This window comes from Aestuariimicrobium ganziense (assembly GCF_015352975.1).
Lineage (GTDB): Bacteria > Actinomycetota > Actinomycetes > Propionibacteriales > Propionibacteriaceae > Aestuariimicrobium > Aestuariimicrobium ganziense.
In genome coordinates this window covers 161,353-174,537 of the sequence record NZ_JACYIZ010000001.1, presented here as the reverse complement: position 1 = coordinate 174,537, position 13,185 = coordinate 161,353, and the positions used below count along the sequence as shown (strand labels likewise).

Below are 13,185 nucleotides of genomic sequence, written 5' to 3'. Positions count from 1 at the left end.
CCCCCGTCACCTCGAAGCCCCCGTCACCTCGAAGCCCCCGTCACCTCGAAGCCCACAGCATCGAGCGCTGCACCAACGTGGTGACCGTGGGGTGCTCGAGCACGTCGAGGCTGTGACCGGGGGTGATGATCGCGATCCTGCCCTGGCCCCACTGCCTGGTCCAGACCGCTGGTGAAGTCACCGGCCGGTTCCAGGTTCCCCACGGGATGACCGCCTGGGTGGTGGTGGCCAGCACGTCGACGTAGTCGTCGCTGAGCACCCAGTACTGTTCGGTGACCAGGTCGAAGTCGTCCAGCCCTTGGGTGATCGGGTGGCTGCGTCCGGCCTCGTTGAACTCGATCCGGTAGCCGACGAAGTTGTCGGACGCTTCGCCCACCAGGGTCGAGGGCTCCTTGCTCGGGTGGCAGGCGAACTGGCCGCCGACCAGGTGCAGGTAGTCCGAGGAGTTGCGGTAGCTGTCGGCGATGCCGCCGTGCCAGCCGGCCATGCCGGTGCCGGCGGCGACCGCTTCGCGCAGGCCCTTCAACTGGTCGGCCTCGATGGTGCTCATGGTCATGCACTGCACCACCAGGTCGGTGTCGGCCATCGCGTCGGCGTCGGCGTAGACGGCCGGTGAGTCCTCGACGCGCACCTCGAAGTCGTTGTCGCGCAGGAAGGGGATGAACATGTCGGTGGCCTCGACCGGGGCGTGCCCCTCCCAGCCACCGCGGACGACCAGAGCCTGACGTGCTGCCATGATCCGAGCCTAGTTCGCGGCTGCGGCCCCGGGGCCGACCGGGGTCCAGCAGGCGTCATCGCCGGCGCTGCGTTCGACCGCGTCGAGCACCTGTTGGATGTGCAGGGCGTCGTCGAAGCTCGGACGAGGCTGCGTGCCGTCGCAGATTGCCTGGACGAAGCCCACGACTTGGTGGACGAAGCCGTGCTCGTAGCCCAGCCCGTGCCCGGTGGGCCACCAGTGGCCGGTGAAGGGGTGGTCGGGCTGGGTGACGAGGATGCGGGTGAAACCCTGCTCGGTGCCCGAGACGCTTGCGTCGTAGAACTGCAGGGTGTTCATGTCCTCGAAGTCGAAGAAGATCGAGCCGAGGGTGCCGTTGACCTCGAGGTGGATGCCGTTCTTGCGTCCGGTGGCGACCCGGGTGGCTTCGAAGTTGCCGGTGGTGGGTCGGGGACGACCGTCCGCGTCGGTGAACCTGGCGAGCAGCAGGGCGGCGTCGTCCACGGTCACCGGCCTGGTCTGGGTGGGGGCCGAGCCGTCGACGGCGCGCCCCAGGGCGGACGCCGAGTCGGCGACCGGACGCTCGTGGACGAAGGTCTGCACGGTGGCGGCCACCTGCGAGACCCGCAGGCCGGTGACGTACTCGGCGGCGTCGATGATGTGGGCCCCGATGTCGCCCAGCGCGCCAGAGCCGGCGATGTCCTTGTCGAGTCGCCACGACCAGGGCACCTGCGGGTCGGTCAACCAGTCCTGCAGGTAGCGTCCCCGCACCTGCAGGATCTCGCCCAGTCGTCCCGCCCCGACCAGGTCGCGAGCATGGGTGAGCGCCGGCACCAACCGGTACGAGAACCCACACATCGACCGTGCCGGTTCGGGCTGCTCGAGGGCTGCGCGAGCGGCGTCGGCCATCCGGGTGGCGTCGGCGAGAGTGGTGGCCAGCGGCTTCTCGCACATCACGTGCTTGCCGGCCGCCAGCGCGGCGATGGCGATCTCGGCGTGGGAGTCGCCGGGCGTGCAGATGTCGACGATGTCGATGTCGTCGCGGGTGACCGCAGTGCGCCAGTCGTCGGATGACTCAGCCCACTCCAGACGGGTGGCACCCTGAGCCGCGCGGTCGCCGTCCCGTCCCACCAGCAGGGTGCACTCGACGGGTCGGGGCAGGTCGAAGAAGCGGCCAGCAGTCTTCCAGGCCTGGGTGTGCATGCGTCCCATGAAGGCGTGGCCGACCATGGCCACGCGCAGTGCCTCGCTCATGGCTTCGAGTCTGTCAGCGTCGTGACCGATTTGTGACGTTGCGCCCCTGGTGGGTGGCTGGCAGGCGAATCTAGAGTAGAGCAGGCGCGACTCGAGGAGAGGTCATGGGGCGCAGGTCGTCGGTCAGGTGGGGGCTCCTTGCGGCACTGGTGATGATGGTTCCCGGATGTGCGTTGGCGCAGTCAGTGGGGTCGATGCCGATCCCCGACGCAGGCACTGAGAGGGCGAGCGCCTCGACGTCGGCGTCGGCGCCCGCAGCCACCCCGTCACCGTCGCGGAAGCCGCACCACAGCACGCTTGATCCCACGCAGTCGTTGGCGTCACCGTCCTTGTCGACCTACAGCGGCAAACGTGCTCCCTACGAGTGGACCGACAAGGCCGTGGCCAGCCTGGTCACAGGCCTGTACGACCTGGACATGGAGCGACTGCAGGTCTTCGACGGGGCCGAGGTGAGGTCGGCGCAGATGCGGGCGTCGGTGAGTCCCAAGGTGTGTCGCACCATTGCCACCGGCATCAACGACCTGCTCGACGTCGACGGCGCAGCGGTTGCAGCGGGTCGGACCTACTCCGGCGTCATGATCGAGGTGGTGGCACTCCCGACACTGGCGCAGGCGACCGCATGGACGAAGGCGCGCGACGCCGGCAACAAGGCCTGTCGCAACACCTCACTCACGATGGACGACGACTCAGGTGTCGTCGACATCACCGGCGTGCTCCGGCCGAGGACCCAGACCTACTACGTCGAGCACCTCGCCACGATCAGGGCCTCCAACGGCGCCTACGCCCTGGCGAGCACCCAGGTGGGCAAGGTGGTCATCGTGGTGACCTTCTACCCAGAGGAGGCCGAGGCAGCCTCAGACCTGCTCGAGAGCGCCGCCTACCAGGCCAGCCTCTACGAACTCTGAGTCAGGCCTGCTCGGCCGCGACCTCGTCGTCGTGCACCCGGGCGAGCTCGTCCTCGTCCATCAGCGGCTGGCCGGCGACAGCCGACAGCACCCCGTTGAGGAACGACGGTGACTCGTCGGTCGACAACTCACCGGCCAACAGCAGCGCCTCGGCGATGGCCACCCGGGCGGGCACGCGGGCGTGGTCGATCTCGTAGATCGCCAGCCGGGCCAGGGCGCGGTCGACTCGCGGCATCCGGTCGAGGCTCCAGCCAGCACTGAGGCTCGACCGCAGGCGCTGGTCGATGGCCTCACCGTGCTCGACGACGCCCTCGACAAGTTCGGCGGTGTACTGCCGCACCGGGGGGTCGGCCTCGATGCTGCGCTCCCCCAGCGTCGCCAGCGGGTCGGTGTCGCGCAGGTCGGCCTCGAACAGGATGTCGAGGGCGCGCTTGCGAGCCTTGGTGCGCGCCGAGAAGTGGGGGCGCCCCGATCGACCCGCGAGGTTGCGGGCGTCGTCCCCCGTGGAGGGGTCAGGCATCAGTTGACGCGGCCGAGGTAGCTGCCGTCGCGGGTGTCGACCTTGACGCGCTCGCCGGTGGTGATGAACAGCGGCACCTGGATCTGCTTGCCGGTCTCGATGGTGGCGGGCTTGGTGCCGCCGGTGGAGCGGTCGCCCTGCAGACCGGGCTCGGTGTAGGTGATCTCCATCTCGACCGAGGCGGGCAGTTCGATGAACAGCGGGGTGCCGTTGTGTCGGGCCACGGTGGCGGTGCCGTTCTCGAGCAGGTAGTCCTTGGCGTCACCGACGGTGTCGTCGGGAATGGTGAACTGGTCGAAGGTGACCTGGTCCATGAAGACGTAGCCGTCACCGTCGTGGTAGAGGTACTGCATCTCGGAGCGATCGACGGTTGCGGTGTCGACCTTGGTGTCGGAGTTGAAGGTCTTGTCGACGATCTTGCCGGTGAGCACGTTCTTGAGCTTGCTGCGCACCACGGTGTTGCCCTTGCCCGGCTTGTGGTGCTGGAACCACAGCACCTGCCACAGCTGACCGTCCAGGTCGAGCACCATGCCGTTCTTCAAGTCGTTGGTCGACGCCATCGATAGTCCTCTTCTCGCATCAAGCCCGGTCGTCCCGGGCAACCCGGACGATTCTACGCGAGCCCACCATCGGGAAGCGATTCGGCGGCGGCCGACCAGGCCCTCGACATCGCCTCGAGCGACTCGAACCGCTGAGCGCGGTCGGGCTGGAGGGCCCGGGTGGCGACGGCCAGCAGGTCGTCGCTCCCCCGCCAGAGCGTGGGGTCCCTCGCTCCTACTCGACCGGCGACCTGACCAGCCACAGCGGCTGGTAGGGACGGATCCGCAGGTACTCGGGCTGGAGTGACCAGGTGTTGCCGCTGATCAACTCATCTGCGTGTTCGCCGAGCCGGTCGCGCAGTGGTGCGGCCCACAGTTCGACCTCGTCCTCGCTGAGGTTGTAGGCGCAGACCATCATCCCGAGCGGGTGGTCGCGGGTCAGTAGGAGGATGCGCGGGTCAGGACTGGGCAGCACCCGCGACTCGACGCTGGCGTGCAGGTGCGGCGTGCGCTTGCGCACCCCGATCAGGTGACGCATGGCCACCAGTACCTGTCCCTGCGGGCTGGCGTGGTCGTCGTCGGCCTCGGCCACCGCGTCCCAGTCCATCTTCGGACGATGCACCCACCGGTTGTCCGCGGCGTGCTCGGGGTCGTCGAGGTAGGAATGGTCGTTGAGCATCGCCACCTCGTCACCCATGTAGAGCAGCGGCACCCCACCGAAGCCCAGGATGACCGCGTTCAGCAGCACGATCCGGGCGATCGCGTCGCGCAGCGCCCCGTCATCGCCGGCGGCCAGTGCCTTCTCCAGGCCCGCCAGGCTGGCCAGGGTGCCCGAGATCCGGCGATCGCCGGTGGCGCGGTTCTCCTGGAACACCAGTCCGGTGGCGAAGCTGCCGGGGTGGTCGCCGGAGTAGAAGTCACTCAGGAACCGGCGGTGGGCGAACGGGTCGAGCCCGGCCTGACCGGCGTCGGAGTCGCTCACCGCCCAGCCGATGTCGTCGTGGCAGCGCACGTAGGTGCCCCACGTCGTGGTGGTCGGCTTGGGCGGGAAGTTCGACAGTGCCACCTCGAACAGTCGCACGTCGCGGCTGGCCAGCGCACTCCACAACTGCACCATCACCGAGTTGTGGTAGGCCATGTCGCTGACCAGTCCGTGGTGGGCGCCTCGTCCCAGGTAGCCGATCAGGTCGGCCGGGCCGACGATGGCCTCGGCCTTGAAAGCGGTGGCGGGGGCGGCGATCCGCAGCGCCGCACGCAGGGCCTGGGTGATGAAGTGCACCGGCGGCTCGTTCTGGCAGTCGGTGCCCAACTCCTTCCAGATGAACGCGATGGCGTCGAGCCGGAACACCTCCGCACCCTGGTTGGCCAGGTGGCACAGGATCTCGACGAACTCGCAGAACACATCGGGGTTGGCCCAGTTGAGGTCCCACTGCCAGCGGTTGAAGGTGGTCCACACCCAGGCCTGCAGGTCGTCGTCGTAGGTGAAGTTGCCGGGGGCGAAGTCGGGGAAGATCTCGGGCAGCGTTGCCTCCCAGGCGTCGACGTCGGCCCGGTCGGTGAAGGTGTGGAAGTAGTCGCGGTACTTCTGCTCGCCAGCCCTGGCACGCTGCACCCACTCGTGCTGGTCGGCGACGTGGTTGAGGACGAGGTCCATCACCAAGCTGATCCCCCGGGGGCGCAGGGCGGCGGTCAGCGCCGCCAGGTCGTCCATCGTGCCGAGGTCGGGGCGGACGCTGCGGAAGTCCTTGACCGCGTAGCCGCCGTCGTTCTCGCCCTCGCGCGGGGTGAGCAGCGGCATCAGGTGCAGGTAGGTCACCCCCAGCGACTCGAGGTGGTCGAGGTGTTCGGCGACGCCGTTGAGGGTGCCTGCGAACCGGTCGGTGTAGGTGACGTAGCCGATCGCGTCGGGGCCCTGCAGCCAGTCGGGGCGAAGCAGTCGGGCCTCGTCCAGTCGGCGAAGGTCGGCGGGCCGGTCACGCAGCGTGTCGGCAGCGATCCGCAGCACACGGTCGGCGGTCTCATCCGCGCGGTCGCCGTAGACCGCGGCCAAGCCCTCGCGCAGCTGTGGCCCGTACCGCTCCACGCGAAGGTCGAAGGTCTGCTGCAAGGTCTGCACGTCGGTGGGCATGTCGGCAGCTTAGAACAGGGCACCGACGCTGTCGGTGGCGGCCCCTAGGGTGTCGACATGCCCACCGACCACCTGCCGCGCCCGCCCGCTGCACCGCGGTTCGACCAGCTGCGTGCGGTGGACGAACTCACCACTCACCAGGTCGGCGACGACGCCCTGGTCAGCGACCTCGACGCCGCCCGGGTGGTGCTCGAGGGGCACGGCAGTGAGTTCGTCGAGTGGTCACAGGGACGAGCGCGCGGTGGCACGTTGGCCGAGAGTGACTGGTACCGGCCGTCCTGGCGTGACCTGGCCTGGAGCGACCTCGATGCCGCCAACAGCCTGGTGCAGGAGGGCAGCCTCACCCGGCTGCTGGTGGAGCGCTGCCGATTGACCGGCGTGGTCTGGTCGGGATCGACGCTCAGCGACGTCGCCTTCACCGACTGCGTGCTCGACCTGGCCACACTGCGCGACACCACCCTGCGCCGGGTCAGCTTCACCCGCTGCCGGCTGGCCGGCGCCGACTTGTCGATGGCAGCACTGGCCGACGTGGTCTTCACCGAGTCCGACCTGAGCAGGGCCCAGTTCCACCAGGTACGGATCGTCGAACGGGTGAGGATGCAGGGTTGCGAGTTGTACGGTGCGGGCGGTCTGGCCAGGCTTCGGGGTCTGCAGGTGCAGCCGGTCGACCCGCTGGCCTTCGCCGGTCAACTGGCCCAGGAACTGGGCATCGAGGTGGACTGGTGACCAGCGCGACAGGCGTTGTCAGGAGTAGACTGGTCACAGAGCAGCAAGCACCCCCGCGGGCGTGTCGGCACGATGTCGTACGCACAGCCAGGAGGAAGCATGTCTGACGTGGACTTCACCGATCGCATCGTCGTGGGGACCGACCTCTCCCACCCCGCTCGCGGAGCCGTGGACTGGGCTGCCCAGCGCGCCGCCCGCGACGGAAAAGTGCTGCTGATCGTGCTGGTGCTCCCCGAACTGCCGCTGCCCCGCAAGGGGCACGTGTTCGCGGCCATGCGCGACGGCAACTACCTGGCCCAGTTGACCGAACGGGCCGAGAAGAAGCTCGCCGGCGAGCGTGATCGGGTCGCCATGGACCATCCCAGCCTGGTGATCGAGACCGCCGTCGTCGAGGGCATCGCCTCGTACGTGCTGGCCAGGGCCACCAAGACCGCCACCATGGTCGTGATCGCAGCCCGAGGTGAGCGGGTGCCCGTGGGGGTTCGTGCCCTGGGTGGGACGGCCGACGCCGTGGCCACCCACGCCCATGGACCGGTGGCCGTGGTCACCGGCACCGAGTTCCATCCCGACGGTCCGATCGTGGTGGGTGTGGATGACTCCACGGCGGCACGGGCGGCCATGGAGTTCGCCAGCGAGGAGGCGTCCAGGACGAACAAGCCGCTGCGCGTCGTCCACACCTGGAACATCGGCCCGCGCGAGTTGCACGCCGCAGAACTGGGCACCTACGACCTGACGACGGTCACCGAGGCCGCCGACCGCGCGGTCACCGAGTGGCTGGCGCCGACCATCTCGAAGTACCCGATGCTGTCGATCGACCGGATCGTCGCCCACGGGTCGGCCGGCCAGGCGCTGGTCGAACAGTCGAAGGACGCCAGCCTGGTCGTGGTCGGTTCACGGGGTCGAGGCGGTTTCACTGCCCTGTTGCTGGGCAGCACCAGCAAGGAGGTGCTGCGTCAGTCCCACAGCCCGGTGGTGGTCCTGCGCGGCTGACGGCGCACCGGTTCGACGGTGCCGGGGGCCGGTCGTGGGCGTGAGGTGATCACGCCCATGGCCAGCAGCACCAGCGCCGCCAACGTCGACAGTTGCCGCAGCAGCGAGCCGATCTGACCGGCGGGCAGCACCAGCGACAGCAGGAAGTGGTTGACCAGCATCAGTGCGAGCGCGCCCGCGGTGAACAGCCGCGACCTGCCACGGGCCCAGAACAGCACGACGGCGAGGTCGAGCACCAGGGTCATCCCCCAGTAGATGCCGACCATCACCCACACGCCTGCGTCGTCGCTCATGCGTCCTCCTTCGCGACGAACGGCTTGTTGTCCTCATCGGCCTGGGTCTGGATGCCGCCGATCAGCACGGCGATCACCGCCAGGATCACCCCGCCGAAGCTGAGCGCAGCCTGGAACCAGAACGGGAAGTTGCGTATCGGCTGAATCGCGCTGGCGTAGTTGTAGATGCCCGAGACGGTGAGCATGGCGAAGGCGAAGCCGCCCAGCATGCGCACCATGCCGGGCCGGGTGCGCATCATCACCATGACGAACAGCGTCAGCGGAACGACGATGCCCGCCAGGTACTGCAGCAGGACGATCACGACGGCCAGCCTAGACGCATGCCGCTGGTCACCGTTCCACCGACGCGTGGCACAGGGCCAGCACGTCCTCGTCCGGGCCCTCGATCAGTTCGACCTCACCCAGCCGGGGCACCCCGATGAAGCGCAAGGTGGCCCCACGGTTCTTCTTGTCCAGGGCGACCACCTCGCGCAGCCGCGGCCAGTCGGCCACGTCGTGGTCGATCGGCAGGCGCAGCGCCCGCAGCACGTCGCGGTGTCGGTCGACGACCTCGCGGTCGAGGCCGAGTGCGTGGTGGGACAGCTCGGCGGCGAACACCATGCCGACGCTGACCGCCTCGCCGTGGCGCCAGCGGAAGTCGGCCAGTTGCTCGATGGCGTGCGCCAGCGTGTGCCCATAGTTGAGCTTCTCGCGACCCACCCAACTGGACGACGAGGTCGCCTCGTGCAGGTCGACGGTGACGGTGTCGACCTTGACCTCGATCGCCCGGCGCACAAGTTCGGCGAACCGGATCGAGGTGACCGTGGTGGCCTCGGCAGGGTCCTGCTCGACCAGGTCGAGGATCTTCGGGTCGGCGATGAACCCGCACTTGACCACCTCGGCCAGGCCTTGGCGCACCTCGCTGTCGGGCAGGCCCTCGAGCAGGTCGAGGTCGCAGATCACCCCGCGTGGCTCGTGGAAGGCGCCGACCAGGTTCTTGCCCTGGGGCAGGTTGATGCCGGTCTTGCCGCCGACGGCAGCGTCGACCATGCCGAGAACAGTGGTCGGGACGACCACCCAGCCCACCCCGCGCAGCCAACTGGCGGCCAGGAACCCGGCCAGGTCGGTGGTCGCTCCCCCGCCCAGGCCGACCACCATGTCGCTGCGGGTGAACCGTGCCTCGGCGAGCCGGGTCCAGGCCTCGGCCAGCACCTGCGGGGTCTTGGCCTGCTCGGCGTCGGGCACCTCCAGTTGCAGCACCTCGATGCCGTGGTCGGCGAGCAGGGCGGCGACCTCGAGTGCCCGGTCGGTGAGGGTCTCAGGCCGGACGATCGCGACCTTGGCCGCACCGGCGACCAGGCCGGGCAGTTCGGCCAGGGTGCCGGGGCCGATGAAGACCTGGTAGGGCTGTGCGGTGGCGACGTCGACGATCATGTCAGCCTCTCGGTGATCTGGGCGACGATGTCGTCGACCCGTCGCTTGTTGGTGTCGATGGTCACTGTTGCGAGCTCGCGGTAGAGCGGTTCGCGCTCGTCCATCAGCCGCTGCAGGTTGGCCCGCACATCCCCCAGCAGCAGCGGCCGCATCACGTTCATGCCGACGCGGCGGGTGGCGTGGGTGACCGAGACCTGCAGCCACACCACGTCGTGGCCGACCAGGGCGGCGCGGATGTCGGGGTTGAGCACCGCTCCCCCGCCCAGGCTGACCACACCGCCGCGGTCGAGCAGTTCCAGGGTGACCTCGCGTTCGAGGGTACGAAAGTGCGCCTCGCCCTCGTCGGCGAACATCTCGGGGATGCTCTTGCCCGAGCGGTGCTCGATCTCGTGGTCGACGTCGACGAAGGGCAGGTCCAAGGACTGGGCGAGCCGTCGGCCCACGCTCGACTTGCCCGAGGCGGGCGCACCGACGACAGCGATCGCCATCAGCCCTGCTCCCCGCTCGGTGAGTGCCGCACCCGCAGTCCGCGGCCGGCGACCTGCTCGAGGTAGGACTCGATGTTGCGGCGGGTCTCGTCGACCGAGTCGCCACCGAACTTCTCCAACAGGCACTCGGCCAGGACGAGCGCGACCATCGCCTCGGCGACCACCCCGGCCGCCGGCACCGCACACACGTCGGAACGCTGGTGGTGGGCCTTGGCCTCGTCACCGGTGCTGACGTCGAGCGTGCGAAGCGCCCGGGGAACGGTGGCGATCGGCTTCATCGCGGCGCGCACCCGCAGCAGTTCACCGGTGCTCATGCCGCCCTCGGTGCCGCCCGAGTGGTGGCTGAGCCGGGTGATGCCGTCGGAGGATGGGGTGATCTCGTCGTGGGCCTGGCTGCCGCGCACCCGGGCCAGGGCGAACCCGTCACCGAGTTCGACACCCTTGATCGCCTGGATGCCCATCAGTGCCCCAGCGAGGCGGGCATCGAGACGTCGGTCGCCCTGGCTGTGTGAGCCCAGGCCCGGGGGCAGACCCCAGGCCAGCACCTCGACCACCCCGCCGAGCGTGTCGCCCTCGCGGTGGCAGGCCTCGACCTCGGCGACCATCCGCTCGGAGGTCTCGGGGTGGGCGCAGCGCACCGGGTCGGCGTCGATGGCGTCCAACTGGTCGGGGGTGGGGTGGATGCCGAGGGGGACGGCCACCGGGCCGAGTTCGACCACGTGGCTGAGCACCTCGATGCCGGCCGCCTGGCGCAGGAACGCCTTGGCGACCGCCCCCAGCGCCACGCGGGCGGCGGTCTCGCGGGCGCTGGCCCGCTCGAGGATGGGACGAGCCTCGTCCCAGTCGTACTTCTGCATGCCGGCCAGGTCGGCGTGCCCGGGACGAGGGCGGGTGAGTGGGGCGTTGCGGGCCTGCTCGGCCAGCACATGCTCATCGACCGGGTCGGGGTTCATCACCTCGACCCACTTGGGCCATTCGGTGTTGCCGACGATGATCGAGACCGGTGATCCCAAGGTCTCGCCGTGCCGGAACCCGGCGACCATGGTGATCTCGTCGGCCTCGAACTTCATCCGGGCACCGCGTCCCACCCCGAGTCGCCGCCTGGCGAGGTCGCGACGCAGGTCGTCGCTGGTCACCTGCACGTGGGCAGGGATCCCCTCCATGGTGGCGACCAGGGCCTGGCCGTGGGACTCCCCGGCCGTCATCCATCGCAACATGCGGGCCAGTCTCTCAGGTCGTGGCGCGGGCGGCGATGGCGTCCCGCGCTGCGGTGCGCAACAACTCGAAGGTCACCGTGCCGCCGGTCATCCAGCGCACCTGGTCGACGGCCTGCCCAGCGAGCAGGTCCAAGCCGTTGAGGACGAGTCGTCCGGTGGTGGAACCGGCCTCGGCCAACGGGGTCGGCCACGGGTCGTAGACCGAGTCGAAGACGACCGGTGCCAGCGCCACCAGAGCCTCGGCGTGTGGGCCCGAGCCCGACACCGGCACCGTCGAGACCACCAGGTCGGACGAGCGTGCCTCGTCCCCCAGCCCGGTGGCGGTGACGTCGACGCCGAGCTGTTCGCCCAACGCGACCAGGCCGACGGCGCGCTGGGGGTCACGGGCCAGCACGTCGACGCGGGTGGCGCCGAGCCCGGCTGCGGCGACCAACGCCGATCGTGCCGTGGCGCCGTTGCCGACGATGGTGGCCGAGCCGAGCGAGGTGATGCCGTGGGCGGCCAGCGCGATCCCGAAGCCGGGCACGTCGGTGTTGCGCACCAGCGTCGTCCCGGGGTCGGCGGGGCGTCCGTCGAAGACCAGCGTGTTGGCCACACCGACCAGGTCGACCACCTCGTCGGTGGCGCCCATGGCGACGATCGCCTCCTTGTGGGGCATGGTGCAGCTCAGGCCCCGCCAGGACTCGTCCAGCGAGGTGACGAAGTCGGGCAGGATGGCCAGGGTGACGTGGCAGGCCTGGTAGTGCCAGTCCAGACCCAGTGCTCGATAGGCGGCCAAGTGCAGCGCTGGTGACAACGAGTGGTGCACCGGGTCGCCGATGACGGCGCAGCGCATGGTGTTACTCAGCACCGGCCGGTGTTCTCCTGGCACCACTGCTGGAACTTCTTGACGTTGACCTGGTGCTCCTCGTAGGTCTTGGCGTACAGGGTCTCGCCGGTGTCGAGGTTGACCGTCACGAAGAACAGGAACTCGTGGTTCGGCGGGTTGACCGCGGCCTCGAGCGCGACCTTGCCCGGTGCCGAGATCGGGCCGGGCGGCAGGCCCTTGTTCAGGTAGGTGTTGTAGGGGTTCTTGGTCTCGCGCTGGGCGTTGGTGGTGGTCACCTTGCCGTCGGAGTCGGTGTTGGTGAAGTAGTGCACCGTCGAGTCCATCTGCAGCGGCATGCCCGCCTTGAGGCGGTTGCGGATGACGCCCGACATCATCTTGACGTCCTCGTCGGTGCCGCCTTCGCGCTCAAGGATCGAGGCGATGATCAGGGCGTCCCTGGACGAGATGCCGGTCGCCTTGGCCCGCCCGTCGAAGTTGATCTCCTTGGTGACCGTCTTGTAGCGGGTGACCATGGTCTTCAGCAGTTGGGCGGCGGTCGTGGTGTCCTCGACCTCGTAGGTGTCGGGGAACAGGAAGCCCTCCATGTTGCTCTTGGCGTAACCGGGCAGTCCGACCGGGTTGGGTTTGGCGACCAGCGCGTCGAGGTCCTTCTTGGTGATCGAAGTGCCCTTGACGATGATGTCGAACTGGCGACTGAGGCGGTAACCCTCGGGGATGGTCACCCGGCGCACGATCCGGTTCCGCGGATCGGTGAGCACCTCGACGGCTGCGGCCGCCGACATCTGGGTCTTGAGCGCGTAGCGCCCGGCCTGGATGGTCTTGCCGGCGTCGAGTTCGGCGACCGCCTTCTTGTAGGCCTTGACAGACTTGATCACGTCGGAGTCGAGCAGGATGTAGCCGATGTCGGTCATCGTCGAACCGGCAGGGATGGTGATCTCGACCGGGTCCTTGCCCTCACCCAGGTAGTCCTCGGTGGTCCGCACCGCGGTCCAGGCCTGACTGGCCCCCCGCTGCACGAGGACGACGGCAGTCACCAGGATGGCGATGCTCAGCAGCACCGCGAACGCGCTCTTGAGGTGGTAGCTCCACCACTTCCAGCCGCGTCCCTGGTTGTCGACGAAGGGTCCGCTCACCTGTTTCCACCTTCCATGGGCCCTGTCCCCCGGCT

At 69.0% G+C, this 13,185-nt stretch carries 15 protein-coding genes; 3 read left to right on the top strand and 12 right to left on the bottom strand.

The features are described from left to right. Window positions 1–40: 40 nt before the first annotated feature. Together IE660_RS00825 and IE660_RS00820 are read right to left on the bottom strand one after the other, a co-directional pair. Window positions 41–736 carry a ThuA domain-containing protein gene (locus IE660_RS00825; RefSeq protein ID WP_203566432.1) on the bottom strand — a complete coding sequence of 232 codons (696 nt, stop codon included), beginning with the start codon at window positions 734–736 and terminating at the stop codon, window positions 41–43. A 9-nt stretch (window positions 737–745) separates the two neighbouring features. Continuing rightward, window positions 746–1,969 (bottom strand): Gfo/Idh/MocA family protein, encoded by a 1,224-nt coding sequence (locus IE660_RS00820; protein ID WP_203566431.1) that lies wholly within the window; start codon window positions 1,967–1,969, stop codon window positions 746–748. Window positions 1,970–2,283: 314 nt separating this feature from the next. Between IE660_RS00820 and IE660_RS00815 the strand changes: the two genes are divergently transcribed. After that, window positions 2,284–2,874: a hypothetical protein gene (locus tag IE660_RS00815; protein ID WP_203566430.1), complete on the top strand. Its 591-nt coding sequence runs from the start codon at window positions 2,284–2,286 to the stop codon at window positions 2,872–2,874. A gap of 1 nt (window position 2,875) precedes the next feature. Here IE660_RS00815 and nusB read toward each other — a convergent pair whose 3' ends face one another. The 3 genes from nusB to IE660_RS00800 all read right to left on the bottom strand — a co-directional run bounded on the left by nusB (window position 2,876) and on the right by IE660_RS00800 (window position 6,061). Beyond that, a complete protein-coding gene (gene nusB, locus IE660_RS00810; RefSeq protein ID WP_203566429.1) occupies window positions 2,876–3,394 on the bottom strand; it encodes a transcription antitermination factor NusB in 519 nt (172 codons plus the stop codon). Continuing rightward, entirely contained in the window at window positions 3,394–3,954 is a 561-nt protein-coding gene (efp, locus tag IE660_RS00805) for an elongation factor P (RefSeq protein ID WP_203566428.1), read from the bottom strand. The genes nusB and efp overlap by 1 nt, the downstream gene beginning before the upstream one ends. 214 nt (window positions 3,955–4,168) lie before the next feature. Beyond that, window positions 4,169–6,061, bottom strand: coding sequence for an alpha-amylase family protein (locus IE660_RS00800; protein WP_203566427.1), 1,893 nt, complete (start codon window positions 6,059–6,061; stop codon window positions 4,169–4,171). 57 nt (window positions 6,062–6,118) lie between these two features. Here IE660_RS00800 and IE660_RS00795 point away from each other — a divergent pair, with 57 nt between their 5' ends. Together IE660_RS00795 and IE660_RS00790 are read left to right on the top strand one after the other, a co-directional pair. Next, window positions 6,119–6,787, top strand: a complete 669-nt coding sequence (locus IE660_RS00795; RefSeq protein WP_203566426.1) for a pentapeptide repeat-containing protein — start codon at window positions 6,119–6,121, stop codon at window positions 6,785–6,787. 99 nt (window positions 6,788–6,886) lie between these two features. Then, window positions 6,887–7,777: a universal stress protein gene (locus IE660_RS00790; RefSeq protein WP_203566425.1), complete on the top strand. Its 891-nt coding sequence runs from the start codon at window positions 6,887–6,889 to the stop codon at window positions 7,775–7,777. Here the strand turns inward: IE660_RS00790 and IE660_RS00785 are convergent. The 7 genes from IE660_RS00785 to mltG are packed head-to-tail and all read right to left on the bottom strand — an operon-like array spanning window position 7,741 to window position 13,150. Continuing rightward, window positions 7,741–8,070 carry a hypothetical protein gene (locus IE660_RS00785; RefSeq protein WP_203566424.1) on the bottom strand — a complete coding sequence of 110 codons (330 nt, stop codon included), beginning with the start codon at window positions 8,068–8,070 and terminating at the stop codon, window positions 7,741–7,743. The genes IE660_RS00790 and IE660_RS00785 overlap by 37 nt on opposite strands. Next, entirely contained in the window at window positions 8,067–8,372 is a 306-nt protein-coding gene (locus IE660_RS00780; protein WP_203566423.1) for a hypothetical protein, read from the bottom strand. Before IE660_RS00780 ends, IE660_RS00785 begins: the two co-directional genes overlap by 4 nt. Window positions 8,373–8,400: 28 nt before the next feature. Beyond that, window positions 8,401–9,483 carry a 3-dehydroquinate synthase gene (aroB, locus tag IE660_RS00775; protein WP_203566422.1) on the bottom strand — a complete coding sequence of 361 codons (1,083 nt, stop codon included), beginning with the start codon at window positions 9,481–9,483 and terminating at the stop codon, window positions 8,401–8,403. Further along, complete coding sequence (locus IE660_RS00770; RefSeq protein WP_203566421.1) at window positions 9,480–9,971, bottom strand: shikimate kinase; 492 nt, start codon at window positions 9,969–9,971, stop codon at window positions 9,480–9,482. Before IE660_RS00770 ends, aroB begins: the two co-directional genes overlap by 4 nt. Then, entirely contained in the window at window positions 9,971–11,188 is a 1,218-nt protein-coding gene (aroC, locus tag IE660_RS00765; protein ID WP_203566420.1) for a chorismate synthase, read from the bottom strand. The genes IE660_RS00770 and aroC overlap by 1 nt, the downstream gene beginning before the upstream one ends. A gap of 13 nt (window positions 11,189–11,201) precedes the next feature. After that, entirely contained in the window at window positions 11,202–12,023 is an 822-nt protein-coding gene (locus IE660_RS00760) for a shikimate dehydrogenase (RefSeq protein WP_203566936.1), read from the bottom strand. Between the two features lie 8 nt (window positions 12,024–12,031). After that, window positions 12,032–13,150, bottom strand: a complete 1,119-nt coding sequence (gene mltG, locus IE660_RS00755) for an endolytic transglycosylase MltG (protein ID WP_203566419.1) — start codon at window positions 13,148–13,150, stop codon at window positions 12,032–12,034. Window positions 13,151–13,185: the final 35 nt, after the last annotated feature.

Coding starts and splice junctions, on each gene's coding strand:
- IE660_RS00825 (WP_203566432.1), bottom strand. CDS start 736: ATGGCAGCACGTCAGGCTCTGGTCGTCCGCGGTGGCTGGGAGGGGCAC.
- IE660_RS00820 (WP_203566431.1), bottom strand. CDS start 1,969: ATGAGCGAGGCACTGCGCGTGGCCATGGTCGGCCACGCCTTCATGGGA.
- nusB (WP_203566429.1), bottom strand. CDS start 3,394: ATGCCTGACCCCTCCACGGGGGACGACGCCCGCAACCTCGCGGGTCGA.
- efp (WP_203566428.1), bottom strand. CDS start 3,954: ATGGCGTCGACCAACGACTTGAAGAACGGCATGGTGCTCGACCTGGAC.
- IE660_RS00800 (WP_203566427.1), bottom strand. CDS start 6,061: ATGCCCACCGACGTGCAGACCTTGCAGCAGACCTTCGACCTTCGCGTG.
- IE660_RS00795 (WP_203566426.1), top strand. CDS start 6,119: ATGCCCACCGACCACCTGCCGCGCCCGCCCGCTGCACCGCGGTTCGAC.
- IE660_RS00790 (WP_203566425.1), top strand. CDS start 6,887: ATGTCTGACGTGGACTTCACCGATCGCATCGTCGTGGGGACCGACCTC.
- IE660_RS00785 (WP_203566424.1), bottom strand. CDS start 8,070: ATGAGCGACGACGCAGGCGTGTGGGTGATGGTCGGCATCTACTGGGGG.
- aroB (WP_203566422.1), bottom strand. CDS start 9,483: ATGATCGTCGACGTCGCCACCGCACAGCCCTACCAGGTCTTCATCGGC.
- IE660_RS00770 (WP_203566421.1), bottom strand. CDS start 9,971: ATGGCGATCGCTGTCGTCGGTGCGCCCGCCTCGGGCAAGTCGAGCGTG.
- aroC (WP_203566420.1), bottom strand. CDS start 11,188: ATGTTGCGATGGATGACGGCCGGGGAGTCCCACGGCCAGGCCCTGGTC.
- IE660_RS00760 (WP_203566936.1), bottom strand. CDS start 12,023: ATGCGCTGCGCCGTCATCGGCGACCCGGTGCACCACTCGTTGTCACCA.